Here is a 15,667-nt window from a genome sequence, read left to right as displayed (position 1 = left end):
AAGATGGCTAATGATGAGGTGCTCCGATGGCTGACTTTCTCGGCATGATGAAACAGGCGGCGCAGCTGCAGACGAAGATGCAGGAGATGCAGGAGGAACTCGGCAACGTCGAGGTCGAGGGCATCTCGGGCGGCGGTCTGGTTGCCGTGCGCATGACCGCCAAGATGGACGTGAAGAGCATCAAGATCGATCCGTCGCTGCTCAAGCCGGAGGAGGCCGAGATCCTGGAGGACCTGCTGGTCACCGCGCATGGCGATGCGCGCCGCAAGGCTGAAGCCGCGATGCAGGAGAAGATGCAGGCCATCACCGGCAAGCTCGGCCTGCCGCCGGGCTTCGGTTTCGGTTAGTTGACCTGATGACATTCGTGAACTGATGGCCGTCGCCGGTCCCGAGATCGAACGCCTGATCCAATTGCTTGCGCGCCTGCCCGGCCTCGGGCCGCGCTCGGCGCGGCGCGCCGCACTGCATCTGATCAAGAAGCGCGAGGCGCTGATGGTGCCGCTTGCCTCGGCGCTGCAGGTCGCGATCGATCGCATCCAGGTCTGCAAGACCTGCGGCAACATCGATACGCAAAGCCCGTGCACTGTGTGCACCGATCCGCGTCGCGATCCCGCGATGATCGTCGTCGTCGCCGACGTCGCCGACCTCTGGGCGCTGGAGCGCGCCAAGGCCTCCAACGGCCGCTATCACGTGCTCGGCGGCACGCTGTCGCCGCTCGACGGCGTGGGCCCGCAGGATCTCACCATCGATGCGCTGGTGCAGCGCGCGCATGCGCCCGAGGTGCAGGAGATCATCCTCGCTTTGAATGCGACGGTCGACGGCCAGACCACCGCGCACTACATCACCGACCTCCTGCAGGAGGCGAACGTCAAGGTCACGCGGCTGGCACATGGCGTGCCGGTCGGCGGCGAGCTCGACTATCTCGACGAAGGCACGCTCTCGGCCGCGATGCGGCAGCGGACCTTATTCTAAGCATAGACGGAAGTGGAATGATGACGAAACGCGGATTCGGCAAACGGCTGGCTTTGGGCGCGATTCTGGCGGCGCTCTCGGCGCCGTCAGTGCTGGCGCAGCAAAGCGAGGCGGCGCAGAAGGCGGGCAAGCCGCTCAATGCCGGTGACGTGCTGTCGGGAGAGCTGAACGCGCTCAAGCTCAAAGGCGCCAAGCCGGGCCAGCCGTCCGCCGCCTATCAGATCACGAGCGAGCCGCGCCGCCTGCCGCCGCCGAGCGGGCTGTGCAACCTGGAGACCGGCCCGGAGACGTTCCAGCTCGTCACCGCGAACACGGCGCAGGCGTCGCAGCTCAAGGGTCTGCTCGGCAAGCAGATCGCGGTCAAGGTCGACGAGATCGCCTGCGCCCAGGATGCGGGACAGATGAGCGAGGCGGTCGTGACCAAGTGGAGCTTAGTGAAGCGGTGAGACCTGATTGGGCCGTCCACGCGAGCGCGGCGTCCTGACTTTCCGCTGTCAGCGCCCGGCTCGACCGGGCGATCCAGTACCCCGCGGCTGCTCGGTCGATGGCTGACGTCTCTGGAATACTGGGTCACCCGTCGGAGCCTGTCATCGGGCTCGTCGAAGACGACACCCGGTGGTGGGTGACGACGGTCGAATGTGAGGCGGCAGCTACACCTTCACTGGCCCCAACTGGTCGAAATGTCCGCGCCGCTGCAGCCAGGCGAGCAGCACGAGGCTCGGGATCGCGACCAGCACGCAGATCACGAAGAACAGCGGCCAGCCGGTCGCCTTCGCCACGTAGCCGGCGCCTGACGACAAATAGGTGCGCCCGACCGCGGCGAGCGCGGTCAGCAGTGCATATTGGGTGGCGGTGTGCAGCGGGTTCTGACACAGCGCGGAGAGATAGGCGACGAAGATCACGGTGCCGACCGCGCTGGTGAAGTTTTCCGCCGAGATCGCCAGCGCCAGTGCCCATTGATTGACTCCGACGATCGCAAGCCAGGAGAACGAGAGGTTCGCCAGCGCCTGCACCATGCCGCCGATCCAGAGACTCGTCGCGAGCGAATAGCGTCGCGCGACGAAGCCGCCGGCAAAGCCGCCGGCGAGCGTCGCGGCGAGGCCCACGCCTTTCACAATCGCGGCGTAGTCGACCTTGCTGAAGCCGAGATCGATCACGAACGGCGCGGTCATCGTGCCGGAGAAGGCGTCGGTGAACTTGAACAGCACGACGAAGGCGAGCGCCGTGAGCGCATCACGTCGGCCGAGGAACTCGACGAAGGCTCCGGCAGCCGCATGCATCACGCGGGTGAGCGCGGTGTCCGCACCCATCGCGGCCTCCGCCTGCTGCGACTGGGCCGGCTCGGTCGCCGCGAGGGCCGTGATCGTGCCGATCAGCACCAGTCCGGCCATCGCGACATAGCCCCACATCCAGGACGATGGCCGCGACAGTCCGCTGGTTTCGAACGCACTGACCGCCACCAGCGCGCCGGCGGTCGAGACCAGCATGCCGATGCGATAGGCGGCGACATACGCCGCCATGCCCGCGGCCTGCTCGCTCTCCGGCAGGCTCTCGACGCGGAAGGCATCGACCACGATGTCCTGGGTCGCCGACATCGCGGCGACCAGCAGCGCGGCCAGCGCCACCATGAACGGCGCATGTGCCGGATCGGTGAGCGCCAGCAGCAGGATGGCGCCGATCAAGAGCAGCTGTGCGAATACCAGCCAGCCGCGCCGCCGTCCAAACGCGCGCGTGAGCAGCGGCACGTGCAGCGCGTCCACCAGCGGCGCCCAAAGGAATTTCAGCGTGTACGGCGTCCCGACGAGGGCGAACAGCCCGATCGTGCCGAGATCGACGCCGAGCTCACGCATCCAGATCTGAAGCGTCGAGCCGGACAACGCCAGCGGCAGTCCCGACGAGAAGCCGAGGAACAGCACCACGAGCACGCGCGGCTGCAAGTAGACGGCCATGCTCTCGCGCCAGGTGGGGGCGGGTTTGGCGGCGGACTCTGCGGCGGTCGCGGTGATCTCGGAAGCGGTGTCGGGTGCAGTCATGACCGGGTGGTAACAGATTTCGACAGCACCACAAACACGGCCGTCATCGCCCGGCTTGACCGGGCGATGACAATCTTGTCTGGATTGCCCTCTCATGCAACAGACGCAGCCAACGATCACTCTCCGGCCTGCATGCGCCCCGTAAGAGGAAACAGGTCCGGCGTCGTCCCCGCAGCCGGAGCGATGCGTGGTGAGTCCACCGGCGAATCCTGCTTGCTGAAATCGAGCTCCTCGATGCGGGCGGCGCGCTTCTCGATCTTGTCGGCGGAAATGAGGATCTGGCGGATGTCCTCGCCGACATCGCCGAAATGCTTCTGCAGTTTGAGCACGCGCTCGCGCAGGCGGCCGAGATCGTCGCCGAGATGGATCACCTCGTTGCGGATCTGGTCGGCGGCGTCGCGGATGCGCGCATCCTTCATGATCTGCTGCATGACCTGGATCGCGAGCATCAGCAGCGACGGCGACACCAGCACGACGCGCGCGCGATAGGCTTTCTGGATCACGTCGTCGAAGCCGTCATGGATCTCGGCATAGACCGATTCCGACGGCACGAACATCAGCGCCGTGTCCTGCGTCTCGCCGACCACGAGGTACTTCTCGGCAATGTCATTGACGTGGCGGAGCACGTCGGTGCGCAGCCGCTGCGCCGCGGCGCGCTTCTCCTCCTCGGTCACGGCGTCGTGCAGTGCGGTCACGGCTTCCAGCGGAAACTTGGCGTCGATGCACAGCGGTCGCGAATCGGGCAGGAACACGACGCAGTCGGGCCGCTTGCCGCTGGCGAGCGTGTGCTGAAACGCGTAGCTGCCCTTCGGAAGCCCGTCCTGGACGATCGCCTCCATGCGCGCCTGGCCGAAGGCGCCGCGCGACTGTTTGTTGGCGAGGACGTCGCGCAAGGTCGTCACTTGCGTCGTCAGCTCGCTGAGATCACGATGGGCGTTGTCGATGATGCCGAGGCGCTCGTGCAGCACGCGCAGACTATCCATTGTGTGGCGCGTGCTCTGCTCCATCGACTGTCCGACGCGGTGGGTGACCGCATCGAGCCGTTCGTTCACGCTGCGGGCCAGGTCCACCTGACGGCCGGCGAGCAGCTGGGCCATCGCGTCGACCCGGCCGGAGGCCTCGCTCTGGACGCGGATCATCTCGCCGAACCGTTGTTCGAGCTCGTCAGCCCGCATCGCCTGCTGGGCGGCGAGCTCCGCGCCGCGCCGTCCGGAGCGGGCCACGGCGGCCACGATGATCACGAGCAGTAGCAGCACCAGTACGCCGAATCCGATCAGCGCATCGCTCGCCCTGATGGGCAGGTCGCCGATGATGACGACGACAGGATTGAGGGATTGGCTGACGGTCATCACCCCCGTCTATCCGATTCGCGCAAGCTCGCGAACGAAGAGAGAACAATTATGGTTAAGGGCACGTTAAGAATCATGGTTAACGAAACGTTGAAATTCATGGTTAGTGAAGTCTTAACCGCGAGCCATCACATTGACCCCGCCGGTTCCGCGGCTTAAATCGCGCGCCATGTCCCTAAGAGAAATCATCATCCTGCCGGACCGGCAGTTGCGGCTGGTGTCCAAGCCGGTCGAGAAGGTCACGCTGGAGATCCGGCAGCTGGTCGACGACATGTTCCAGACCATGTATGACGCGCCGGGCATCGGGCTCGCAGCGATCCAGGTCGCGCAGCCGCTGCGCGTCATCACCATGGATCTGGCCAAGCCCGACGCGAACGGGGAAGGCAAGCGCGAGCCGCGCGTCTTCATCAATCCGGAGATCGTCGCCAAGTCGGACGAGCTGTCGGTCTACGAGGAAGGCTGCCTGTCGATCCCCGAATATTACGAGGAGGTCGAGCGGCCGGCGCGCGTGCGCGTGCGGTTCATCGATCTCGACGGGGTGGTCCGCGAGGAGGATGCCGAGGGGCTCTACGCCACCTGCATCCAGCATGAGATCGATCATCTCAACGGCGTGCTGTTCATCGACTATCTGTCGAAGCTGAAGCGCGACCGCGTGATGAAGAAGTTCACCAAGGCCGCCAAGCGCGCCAGCGAGTAACGATCAACTCTCTCCTCCGTCATGCCCGGGCTTGACCCGGGCATCCACGTCTCGCCGCGCGTTACAGGCAGCTCGACGTGGATGGCCGGGACAAGCCCGGCCATGACGCGGAGGATTCGGCAATGCAGGATCTTCCACCAGATGCCGCTTCGCCTGATCTTCATGGGCACGCCGGATTTCGCCGTGCCGACCCTGCTCGAACTCGCCGGCCACGGCCACGAGATCGCGGCGGTCTATACGCGCGCGCCGAAACCCGGCGGCCGCCGCGGCCTCGCGCTGCAGCCGACGCCGGTCGAGACCGAGGCGCGCCGGCTCGGCATTGCCGTGTTCACGCCGAAGACGCTGAAGACCGAGGAGGCCTTGGCCGAGTTTCAGGCTCATCAGGCCGATGCGGCCGTGGTCGTCGCCTACGGCATGATCCTTCCCCAAGCCATTCTCGATGCGCCCAAGCTCGGCTGCTACAATCTCCACGCTTCCCTGCTGCCGCGCTGGCGCGGTGCCGCGCCTATCAACCGCGCGATCATGGCGGGTGATGCCGAGTCCGGCGTCATGGTGATGAAGATGGATGTCGGGCTCGACACCGGCGATGTCGCGATGGCCGAGCGCCTTGCGATCACCGACGCGATGACGGCGTCCGATCTGCACGACCGCCTGTCGCGGATCGGCGCCGATCTCATGGTGCGCGCGATGGCGGCGCTAGAGCGCGGCGGGCTGACGCTGACGAAGCAGGCAGAGGAAGGCGTCACCTACGCCGCCAAGATCGAGAAGGCCGAGGCGCGGATCGACTGGACGAAGCCGGCCCACGCGGTGCTGCGGCACATCCACGGCCTGTCGCCATTTCCTGGCGCCTGGAGTGAGTTCACGCTTGATGGCGAAGCGGTCCGCTTGAAGATCCTGCGCTGCGCGCTTGCCGACGGCGGGGGCGAGCCGGGCGCCGTTCTTGACGAGCAGCTCACCATCGCCTGCGCCGACGGCGCCATCCGCGTCACCGAGCTACAGCGCGCCGGCAAGGGTCCCATGAAGGCCGCGGATTTCCTGCGCGGCACCCGTATCGCGCCGGGCCTGCGTTTCGGCTGACCACCTCATCTCGTCATGCGCGGGCTTGACCCGCGCATCCATCTCAAGAACAAGCTTCGTCCAGGGATGGATTGCCGGGTCGAGCCCGGCAATGACGGCAAAACTCGATCGGGTCAGATGCCCCGCTACAAGCTCACCATCGAATATGACGGCGCGCCGTACTGCGGCTGGCAACTGCAGGCGACCTTGCCGTCGGTGCAGGGCGCGCTCGAAGCGGCGGTGCAGGCGACCTGTGGCGTGCCGACCCGGGTGCATGGCTCGGGGCGCACCGATGCCGGCGTCCACGCCACCGGTCAGGTCGCGCATTGCGACGTTGAGAAAGAATTCCGGCCCGACAAATTGCGCGACGCGCTCAACGCGCATCTGCGGCCCAACCCGATCGCGGTGCTCAACGCCGAGATCGTCCCCGACACCTTCGAAGCACGCTTCTCCGCCCGCAGGCGGCACTATCGCTATCGCATCGTCAACCGCCGCTCCAATCTCGCGCTCGAGGTCGGCCGCGTCTGGCGCGTGCCGCAGCGGCTCGACTCGGACGCGATGCACGCGGCGGCCCAGCGGCTGATCGGCAAGCATGATTTCACGACTTTCCGCGACACGGAATGTCAGGCAAAATCGCCGGAGAAGACGCTCGATCAGCTCGACGTCGTCAGGGACGGCGATGCCATCACCATCCTCACCTCCGCACGCTCCTATCTGCACAGCCAGGTGCGCTCGATGGTTGGCTCGCTGGTGTGGGTCGGGCAGGGCCGCTGGAGCGCCGATGATCTCGCCGCCGCGCTCGCCGCGCGCAATCGCGCCGCCTGTGGCGTCGTCGCCCCGCCGGAAGGCCTCTATCTCATGAAGGTCGACTATTGAGATCGTTCTGCAGTGGAACCCGCGAATCGCTACTAGCTGCCAATGATTGTCCTAATGAGTAGTCGTTTCGGGAGTAAGGAACAGGATTCATTAACTCCAAATTGAAGCCCTCGCTGCTATCCGGACCTCAGGCTGCTGTCCAGCGAGGTCGATCGTGCGCATTCGTCAAGTCTTCCTGCTCTCTTTGCTGCTCGGGGCCGTCATCGGCCTGCTCGCAACCATGTTGTTCGCCTGGCAGCAGTTGACCTCGCTGCAGGCCGCGAGGACGGCAGGCCGTGATACCCAGCTGCTGGCCGCCATGCTGCGGCTGCCGGAAAAGCTGAACCTCGAGCGCGCCATGGTCAATCCGCGCCTGGCATCGCCGAATCCGGCGACGGCCGATGAGCTGGCCGCGCTGCAGAAGATACTTCAAGGCTCTGACGACGCCTTCGCCAAGGCGCGCAGCCTGGCGCTGCTGAGTGAAGACACCGCCGCGCTGGACTCGATCCAACAGAAATTGCGTGCGACGCGCGGGGCCGCTCTCGATGCCGTCGCGCAGGCCAAGGCGGCGCGATCCGAAGCAATCGTCCGTGATTACGTGCCGCAGATGTTCACGATCCAGGAAACGACCGGCAGCCATGTCGACGTGATCGTGCGCCGGATCAATGCGGCCAATCCCGCGGTAGGCCAAGCGGCGCGTCTCGCGGTGATCGGCTGGGATTTGCGCGACTGGGCCGGTCGCGCCACGACGACGTTCGTTCGCATGATCGCGACCAAGCAGCCGATGGCGGGTGAACCGGCCGAGGCGCTCGCGACGTTCAAGGGACGCATCGAGCGCATCTGGACGACGGCCAAGCTCGCTGCCGCAGAGATCAACCAGAAGCCGATCTTCGCGGCCCTGACCGAGGTCGAGAATGGCTATTGGGCCCGCGGTGGCGAGTTCTATTCGTCGCAGGTGGTGCCGAACCGGGGCAAGGTGCTCGAGCTCGATCCCGACCAGTTCCTGCGGTCCGTATTCCCGATCCTCGATACGATCCTGCCGCTGCGGGATGCAGCCCTCGCCGAGGCGCTGAGCCAGAGCGAGGTCGCGATTGCCGAGTCGCAGACCCGTTTTGCCCTGGCGCTGGTCCTGTTGCTGATCAACGTCGCGGCCGCCGCACTGGGGACGGTCTGGTTCAATGCCCGCGTGATCAAGCCGCTGTCGAATCTGACCGAGATGATCCGTCGGATCGCCGGTGGCGAGCGCAGCGTCGAGATCGGATATGGCGATCGGACCGACGAGATCGGCACGCTCGCCAACGCCATCGGTGTTCTGCAGGAGAAATCGGCGGAGGCCGACCGGCTGTCGCTGCAGGGCGCCGATGCCGAGGCCCGGCGCGACGCCCGCCGGCAGAAGATCGAGGCGCTCACGCGCCGCTTCGGCGAGGTCATCGACACGCTGTGTGGCCGGCTGAGCGATGCCGCGAGCGGCCTGAAGCAATCGGCCGAGACGCTCGACGGCTCGGCCAGCACCACCGCGTCCCGTGCCACCGCCGTGGCCGAAGCGGCGGCGCAGGCGACCTCTGGCGTCAATACGGTGGCGGCTGCCTCCGAGGAGCTGGACGCGTCGATGAAGGAGATCACCCGACAGATCGCGGAAGCCGCGTCGGAATCCTCGAACGCGACCAGCCAGGCGCTCGATACCACCGACAAGGTCCGGACGCTCGCCGGCAGCGCCACGCGCATCGGCGACGTCGTGCAGCTGATCCGCGCCATCGCCTCGCAGACCAATCTGCTCGCGCTCAACGCCACGATCGAATCCGCGCGTGCGGGTGAGGCGGGCAAGGGGTTTGCCGTGGTCGCGTCAGAGGTGAAGAGTCTCGCATCCCAGACCAGCAAGGCCACCGAGGAGATCGAAAGCCAGATCGCCGCGATCCAGAACGAGACCGGCAGCACGGTGGCCGCGATCGAGAAGATCGCCGCCGTCGTCAACACCATCAGCGGCGTCACCGGTGCGGTGGCGAGCGCGGTGGCCGAGCAGAGCGCCACGACCCGCGAGATCGCCCGCAGTGTGCAGCAGACCGCGAGCGGCACCAACGACGTCTCGTCGTCGATCGCGCTGGTCAGCGCGGCCGCCGCGGACACCCGCGGATCGGCGCGCTCGCTGCTCGACTCCGCGGCGAGCCTTGCCGGCCAGGCCACCGACCTGCGTCGCGAGGTCGATCAGTTCCTGGCGGAGGTGAAGGCCGCCTGATCAGGATCAGGCGCGCCGCTCAGGCGAAATATCTTTCGAGAATGCCGCGATAGATCTTCGTCAGGGTCGCGATGTCGGCGACCGAGGCGCGCTCGTCGATCTGGTGCATGGTCTGGCCGACCAGGCCGAACTCGATCACCGGGCAGTAGCTCGATATGAAGCGCGCGTCCGAGGTGCCGCCGGTGGTCGACAGCTCCGGCTTGCGCCCCGTCACGCTCTCGATCGCGGCGACGGCGAGCTCGGTGAACGGTCCGGGCTTGGTCAGGAACACGTTGGAGTTCGACGGCAGCCAGTCGATGTGGGCGCGGATGCGGTTGCCACAGGCCTTGGCGAGCCGCTCTTCCACCAGCGCGCGCAGCGTCTCCTGCGTATGGCAGTCATTGTAGCGGATGTTGAACTTCGCCCGCGCCAGGCCCGGGATGACGTTGGTTGCGGTGTTGCCGACATCGACGGTGGTGAATTCGAGATTCGACGGCTGGAACTGCGCGCTGCCATGATCGAGCGGCTCGTCCGACAGTGCGACGATCAGGCGCGAGATGTCCGGCACCGGGTTGGAGGCACGGTGCGGATAGGCGACGTGGCCCTGCTTGCCCTCGACGATCAGGGTGCCCGACTGCGAGCCGCGGCGGCCGATCTTGATGCAGTCGCCCATGACCTCTTGATTGGACGGTTCGCCGAGCACGCAATGGTCGAACCGCTCGCCGCGCTCGGCCGCCCACTGCAACAGCTTGATGGTGCCGTTGACCGAGACGTCCTCTTCGTCGCCAGTGATCAGGAACGAGATCGAGCCTTTTGGCTGTCCGCCGTGATCGCGTAGATAGTCGAGCACGGCCGCAACGCTGCAGGCGATGCCGCCCTTCATGTCGACGGCGCCGCGGCCATAGATGTAGCCGTCCTTCACCTCGCCGGAGAACGCGCCAAGGCTCCACGCCGCTTCATCGCCGGGCGGCACCACGTCGGTGTGGCCGGCGAAGGTGATGTGCGGCCCCTCGGTGCCGATACGGGCGTAGAGATTGTCGATGTCGGCCGTGCCTGCTTCCGAGAAGGTCACGCGATGGGTCGTGAAGCCGGCCTGTTTCAGCAGGGCCTCGAGCACGCCGAGCGCCCCGGCATCGGCGGGGGTCACTGAGGGACAGCGGATCAGGTCGCGGGTGATGGCGAGGGCATCGGTCATGCCCTCGCTTAACATGGGCGTTCGGGCGGCGGCTAGTGCGGCCGCCCGAGCGCGGACGATCAGTCGCGCAAGAGCTCGTTGATCGAGGTCTTGGAGCGGGTGCGCTCGTCGACCCGCTTGACGATGACGGCGCAGGCGGTGGAGGGGCCGATCTGGCCGTTCTTCATCGGCTTGCCCGGCAGTGCGCCCGGCACAACGACGGCGTATTCCGGCACCTCGCCGACGAACACCTCGCCGGTCTCGCGGTCGACGATCTTGGTCGACGCGCCCAGGAACACGCCCATCGACAGCACCGCACCCTTGCGCACGACCACGCCCTCGGCAACCTCCGATCGCGCGCCGATGAAGCAGTCATCCTCGATGATCACAGGACCGGCCTGCAGCGGCTCCAGCACGCCGCCGATGCCGACGCCGCCGGAGATGTGCACACGCTTGCCGATCTGGGCGCAGGAGCCGACCGTCGACCAGGTGTCGACCATGGTGGCTTCGTCGACATAGGCGCCGAGATTGACGAAGGACGGCATCAGCACGACGTTCTTAGCGATGTAGGCCGAGCGGCGCACGATCGCGCCGGGCACGGCGCGGAAGCCGGCATCGCGAAAACGGTTCTCGCCCCAGCCTTCGAACTTCGACGGCACCTTGTCCCACCACGACGCCTGGCCAGGGCCGCCTGGGATCACGCTCATGTCGTTGAGGCGGAACGACAGCAGCACGGCCTTCTTGAGCCACTGGTTGACGCTCCACTTGCCGTCCGATCCGCGCTCGGCGACGCGCGCCTCGCCCTTGTCGAGCAGCTCCAGCGCGCTCTCCACGGCGTCGCGGACCTCGCCCTTGGTCGTGGTCGAGACGCCGTCACGGGCATCGAAGGCGCTGTTGATGGTGGATTCCAGGGCGGACAGTGACATCGGTCGATCCTCGCTTGGTCCCTGGGCAGAAAGCCGGGGACGGCCGTGTACGAGCATGGTGGGCAGGGCGGCTTTTTCGGGATTTGGACCCGGAGAGTCAAGGACGCATCGGTGGCGTGGCCGTCCGCGCGGGAGGTGCAGCTTATCGCGCTCCGTCATTCCGGGATGGTCCGAAGGACCAGACCCGAAATCTCGAGATTCCGGGTTCGATGCATCGCATCGCCCCGGAATGACAGTTCAATGCGTGGCGGGTTTCACCCCGCCAGCCGCTGCAAGAATCCGGTCAGATCGTCCGTGACATGATCGACATGCGGGTCGTCGCGACCCGCCAGCTCCCAGTCCTCGCGCACCACCTCCTTGGTGCCGTCCGGCACCACGAGCACCGTGGTCATGCCGAGGTCGTGCGGCACCACGAGGTTGCGGGAAAGGTCCTCGAACATCGCCGCCCGTGTCGGATCGACGGCATGCAGCTTGAGGAATTTGTCGTAGGTCTCGCGCGCCGGCTTCGGCGTCAGCTCGGCCGCGATGATGTCGAACACGCCATGGAAATGCCCGGCAATGTCGAGCCGCGCCAGCACGGCATCGACATGGTCGACCGAGCCGTTGGTCAGGATCAGCTTGCGTCCGGGCAGCTTCTCGATCGCCGCGCCCATCGCCGGATTCGGCTCCAGCGGCGAGTGGTCGATCTTGTGCACATAGGCCAGGAAGTCGTCGGCGTGTACGCCGTGCTCGGTCATCATGCCGCGCATCGTCGTGCCATAGCGGCGGTAGTAGTCCTTCTGGATCCGGCGCGCCTCATCCGCGTCGACCTTGAGCCAGTTGGAGACGAACTCGCCGATCCGCGCATCGACCTGCTGCCACAGATTGACGTGATGCGGATATAGCGTGTTGTCGAGATCGAACACCCAGGTGTCGACGTGATCGAAGGCGCGGGGGGATTCTGTCATGTGGGCGTCGGTCCATCCTGCCTTCGGTCATCATGCCCGGCTAGGGCGGCATATTCCGCTGTCGTTCCGGCGAACGCCGGGACCCATACCGCGGAAGCTATCTTGCGGCATGATGGCTGATGCCGATGGCCCAAACCTCGGCCGGTGGTTATGGATCCCGGCGTTCGCCGGGATGACAGCTGTGGGTGTGGTGGCAACGTGGGCAACATCGATATGCCTATCAAGGCAGTGCAAATCGCAGCGTCTTGCCGCCGCGGGTGATGTCGACGGCGGTGAAGCCGGTGGCGGTGAAGCCGCGGCTCGGACAGTCGCCCTGCTCGGATGTCTCGAACTTGTTCTCGCGGGTGCAGAGCTGCACCAGCCCGCCCCAGTTCAGCGGCTTGTTCTTCACTTTGATGGTGCGGTTCTCATCGTCGACCGCTTCGGCGAAGCTGTAGACCTTCTTCGGCTGTCCGGTGATGTCCGGATGCAGGCATTTGCCGGCATCGATCCGGTACCAGCCGCGGCTGACCACGGTGCGGCCGTCGTCCGTCGCCACCGCCGCCATCACCTTGTGCGGTGTGTCGTTGCACCAGGTCAGCCCGGTGGGTGAGGGCGTCTGCACGGCGTCCACCATCGTGGCAAAGAACGTCGGCTGCGACACGACATCGGACCCAAGCCCGCGGCTTTTCAGGAACGCAGCGAGCGCCGCTTGCGTCTTCGGCCCCTCGACGCCGTCGATCGGCGAGGCGTCATAGCCGGCGATGCCGAGCAGCCGCTGGATGCCGGCGAGCCGCGCCTGCTCGTCGTCATATTCGGCGCTCTCGGCGAGGTAGGCGATCAGGGTGCCGTCGTCGGTCTTGCTCGGTGTCACCTGCGTGAACGCTGCCGGCGTCTGCCCGGTGCGGCACTGGCGGGCGGCTGCGATGACGAAATTGTCCGGCGCCACGCATAGCTGGTCGTTGCCATTCTCGGCGAGCGGCGAAGCGCCGTAGAGGCTCAACGCGCGCGCATGCAGCAGGATGCGGTCGGCGGTCATGGTCCCCTGCAGCACCACACGGCAGGTCGCCGGATCGAGCCGGAACCAGCCGCGCGTCGCGGTCGCTGCTTTCTCGTCGATGCCGATCGCGGCCTCGACGACATAGCTCATGCGGTTGCATAGCTTGAGGTCGGCGAGGGCGGGGGTGATGGTGGTGAGGAGAGGAAGAAGTAAAGCGGATAGAGCGAGAGCGATGCGAGTTTTGGTGGACGTTTTATCCGCGGATATTTCCGTAGCGTCATGGCCGGGCTTGACCCGGCCATCCACGTCTTTGCAACCACCGGAAAGGAAATCGTGGAAGCCCGGGCCTTCGCCGCGCCGAAGCGGCTTCGGCCGCGCAGGCGGGTCAAGCCCGGGTACGACGAGTCCTGACTGCGTGGCGACCGTGTCCATCACTTATGAATCAGTGTGCCCGTGCCTTGGTTGGTGAACAGCTCGAGCAGCACGGCGTGCTGCACCTTGCCGTCCAGGATGACGACGCCCTGCACGCCCTGCTCGAGTGCGTAGATGCAGGTCTCGACCTTCGGGATCATGCCGCCGGAGATGGTGCCATCGGCGATCAGCTTGCGCGCGTCCTTCACCGACAATTCCGGGATCAGCTTCTTCGACTTGTCGAGCACGCCGGGCACGTCGGTGAGCAGCAAGAGGCGCTTGGCCTTCAGCGTACCGGCCACAGCCCCGGCGAACGTATCGGCATTCACGTTGAAGGTCTGGCCTTCCTTCGAGGTCGCCAGCGGCGCGAGGATCGGGATCAGCTCGTAGCCGATCAGCTGATTCAGCAGCGTCAGATCGACCTTGTCCGGCTCGCCGACGAAGCCGAGATCGACCACCTTCTCGATGTGACTGTCGGGATCGACCATGGTGCGGGTCGCCTTGACCGCGCGCACCATGTTGCCGTCCTTGCCGCACAGCCCGACGGCCTTGCCGCCGGCCTCGTTGATGTAGCCGACCAGCTGCTTGTTGATGGAGCCGGCCAGCACCATCTCGACGATCTCGATGGTTGCGGCATCGGTGATGCGCAGGCCGGCGGCGAATTCGGAGACGATGCCGAGGCGCTTGAGCATGGTCGCGATCTGCGGTCCGCCGCCGTGCACCACCACCGGATTGATGGCGGTCTGCTCGAGCAGCACGATGTCGCGCGCGAACGCTTTCGCGGTGTCCTCGTCACCCATGGCGTGGCCGCCATATTTGATGACGATGGTCTCGTCGTCATACTCCTGCATGTGCGGGAGCGCTTCGGACAGGATGCGGGCCTGATCGAGCGGGCTGATGGTGGTCGCGTCGGTCATGTCTGGGAGGTCTCGGCTGTCGGGGGCGTCGCGCCGCGTTCTAGCCGATTGCCGCCCGCGGCGCAAAGCGCCGGATCACGCCCGCCGCGGCCACAGCGCGCAGACCGCGAGTGCGAGCCAGCTCGCGATCTGCAAGCTACCGCCGATCGGCGCCGCGAACGGAAACAGCCGATCGCCGGTGAACTGCCGCATCAGGAGGTCGCCGGCGAACAGGGCCGGGCCGAGCACGAAGCCGATCGCCGTGATCAGGCCGATGCGCCGATGAACCACGCCGCGCTCTGCCAGCGCGATGGTGCCGAGCAGGGCGCAGGCGTGGAACAGCAGCATGGTGGAGGCGGTCGCGAGCCGCGATGCGTCAGGCTCGTGCGCGGCCTTGGCCGCCAGCGCGACGCCGGCGGCGCCCATCAGCCCGGCCATCGCGACCAGGATTCGCCACGGCGTCATCATGTGCTCCGCTCTTCCAGCAGCCGCACCATGGCGGCACGCAGCTCCGGCATGCCGGCGCCGGATCGTGACGACGTCGCCAGCACCTGAGGAAACGCCGCCGGATGCTTGGCGAGCGCGGCCTCGGTCTCGGCGATCCGGCTTGCGAGCTCAGCCGGCTTGATCTGGTCGGCCTTGGTCAGGACGAGCTGATAGCTGACGGCGGACCTGTCGAGCGTTTTGAGAATCTCCTGATCGACCTCCTTCAGCCCATGACGGGCATCGATCAGCACATAGACGCGGGCGAGCGAGGCGCGGCCGAGCAGGAATTTGTGGATCAGCTCGGTCCAGGACGCGACCTTGGTCTTCGCCGCGGCGGCATATCCATAGCCGGGCATGTCGACCAGCCGCAGCGGCGCATGCTCGGGCCCCTCGAAGAAGATCAGCTCCTGGGTGCGGCCCGGCGTATGCGAGGTGCGCGCCAGCGCGTTCTGGCCGGTCAGTGCGTTGATCAGGCTGGACTTGCCGACATTGGAGCGGCCGGCGAAGGCGACTTCGAGGCTTCCCATCGGCGGCAGGCTCTCGATCGAGGGCGAGGCGTGGGTGAAGCGCCACGATTGAGCGAACAGCTTGCGGCCTTTTTCGATCAGGCGCTCGTCAGTGTCGTGGCTGGTGGTCATGACAAGGCCTCGCTCTTCGTCATGCCCGGGCCTGAC

General features: G+C 66.3%; 16 protein-coding genes. 7 read left to right on the top strand and 9 right to left on the bottom strand.

Annotation, left to right across the window (positions count from 1 at the left end):
• The first annotated feature begins 26 nt into the window (after positions 1–26).
• Genes QX126_RS23320 through QX126_RS23310 form a run of 3 tightly spaced genes read left to right on the top strand, consistent with a single transcriptional unit; the run spans position 27 to position 1,418 of the window.
• On the top strand, positions 27–347 hold the full coding sequence (locus QX126_RS23320) for a YbaB/EbfC family nucleoid-associated protein (protein ID WP_315715348.1): 321 nt from the start codon (positions 27–29) through the stop codon (positions 345–347).
• A 25-nt stretch (positions 348–372) separates the two neighbouring features.
• Positions 373–972, top strand: coding sequence for a recombination mediator RecR (recR, locus tag QX126_RS23315; RefSeq protein ID WP_006609565.1), 600 nt, complete (start codon positions 373–375; stop codon positions 970–972).
• 20 nt (positions 973–992) lie between these two features.
• On the top strand, positions 993–1,418 hold the full coding sequence (locus QX126_RS23310; RefSeq protein WP_315773633.1) for a hypothetical protein: 426 nt from the start codon (positions 993–995) through the stop codon (positions 1,416–1,418).
• Between the two features lie 204 nt (positions 1,419–1,622).
• Here the strand turns inward: QX126_RS23310 and QX126_RS23305 are convergent, their stop codons facing one another.
• Both QX126_RS23305 and QX126_RS23300 read right to left on the bottom strand, forming a co-directional pair.
• Positions 1,623–3,005, bottom strand: coding sequence for an AmpG family muropeptide MFS transporter (locus tag QX126_RS23305; protein WP_315783912.1), 1,383 nt, complete (start codon positions 3,003–3,005; stop codon positions 1,623–1,625).
• 116 nt (positions 3,006–3,121) lie between these two features.
• The gene (locus tag QX126_RS23300; protein ID WP_315783910.1) at positions 3,122–4,354 is read right to left on the bottom strand and encodes a DNA recombination protein RmuC; all 1,233 of its coding nucleotides are present in this window, start codon (positions 4,352–4,354) and stop codon (positions 3,122–3,124) included.
• Between the two features lie 169 nt (positions 4,355–4,523).
• On the opposite strand from QX126_RS23300, the gene def reads away from it, so the two are divergent.
• The 4 genes from def (at position 4,524) to QX126_RS23280 (ending at position 9,195) form a co-directional block, all read left to right on the top strand.
• A complete protein-coding gene (def, locus tag QX126_RS23295) occupies positions 4,524–5,051 on the top strand; it encodes a peptide deformylase (RefSeq protein ID WP_315783908.1) in 528 nt (175 codons plus the stop codon).
• Between the two features lie 141 nt (positions 5,052–5,192).
• Positions 5,193–6,128: a methionyl-tRNA formyltransferase gene (fmt, locus tag QX126_RS23290; RefSeq protein WP_315734937.1), complete on the top strand. Its 936-nt coding sequence runs from the start codon at positions 5,193–5,195 to the stop codon at positions 6,126–6,128.
• Between the two features lie 117 nt (positions 6,129–6,245).
• A complete protein-coding gene (gene truA, locus QX126_RS23285) occupies positions 6,246–6,983 on the top strand; it encodes a tRNA pseudouridine(38-40) synthase TruA (protein WP_315783907.1) in 738 nt (245 codons plus the stop codon).
• 154 nt (positions 6,984–7,137) lie between these two features.
• Entirely contained in the window at positions 7,138–9,195 is a 2,058-nt protein-coding gene (locus QX126_RS23280) for a methyl-accepting chemotaxis protein (protein WP_315783906.1), read from the top strand.
• Positions 9,196–9,214: 19 nt separating this feature from the next.
• On the opposite strand, the gene dapE is transcribed toward QX126_RS23280, so the two are convergent.
• From dapE to yihA, 7 genes are all read right to left on the bottom strand, one after another.
• Positions 9,215–10,369 (bottom strand): succinyl-diaminopimelate desuccinylase, encoded by a 1,155-nt coding sequence (gene dapE, locus QX126_RS23275; RefSeq protein ID WP_315783905.1) that lies wholly within the window; start codon positions 10,367–10,369, stop codon positions 9,215–9,217.
• 59 nt (positions 10,370–10,428) lie between these two features.
• On the bottom strand, positions 10,429–11,274 hold the full coding sequence (gene dapD / locus QX126_RS23270) for a 2,3,4,5-tetrahydropyridine-2,6-dicarboxylate N-succinyltransferase (protein ID WP_315734929.1): 846 nt from the start codon (positions 11,272–11,274) through the stop codon (positions 10,429–10,431).
• A 254-nt stretch (positions 11,275–11,528) separates the two neighbouring features.
• Positions 11,529–12,221 carry a pyrimidine 5'-nucleotidase gene (locus QX126_RS23265; RefSeq protein ID WP_315734927.1) on the bottom strand — a complete coding sequence of 231 codons (693 nt, stop codon included), beginning with the start codon at positions 12,219–12,221 and terminating at the stop codon, positions 11,529–11,531.
• 220 nt (positions 12,222–12,441) lie between these two features.
• Positions 12,442–13,506, bottom strand: a complete 1,065-nt coding sequence (locus QX126_RS23260; protein ID WP_315734925.1) for a DUF1036 domain-containing protein — start codon at positions 13,504–13,506, stop codon at positions 12,442–12,444.
• Positions 13,507–13,631: 125 nt separating this feature from the next.
• Positions 13,632–14,528 (bottom strand): acetylglutamate kinase, encoded by an 897-nt coding sequence (argB, locus tag QX126_RS23255; protein WP_315783903.1) that lies wholly within the window; start codon positions 14,526–14,528, stop codon positions 13,632–13,634.
• A gap of 75 nt (positions 14,529–14,603) precedes the next feature.
• Positions 14,604–14,975: a DUF423 domain-containing protein gene (locus QX126_RS23250; RefSeq protein ID WP_315734924.1), complete on the bottom strand. Its 372-nt coding sequence runs from the start codon at positions 14,973–14,975 to the stop codon at positions 14,604–14,606.
• The gene (yihA, locus tag QX126_RS23245; protein WP_315734923.1) at positions 14,972–15,631 is read right to left on the bottom strand and encodes a ribosome biogenesis GTP-binding protein YihA/YsxC; all 660 of its coding nucleotides are present in this window, start codon (positions 15,629–15,631) and stop codon (positions 14,972–14,974) included. The genes QX126_RS23250 and yihA overlap by 4 nt, the downstream gene beginning before the upstream one ends.
• Between the last annotated feature and the right edge of the window lie 36 nt (positions 15,632–15,667).

The sequence above is a fragment of the Bradyrhizobium sp. SZCCHNPS1003 genome (genome assembly GCF_032381555.1).
In the GTDB taxonomy this organism is placed as follows: Bacteria; Pseudomonadota; Alphaproteobacteria; order Rhizobiales; family Xanthobacteraceae; genus Bradyrhizobium.
This window is presented reverse-complemented; position numbering and strand designations above follow the sequence as displayed.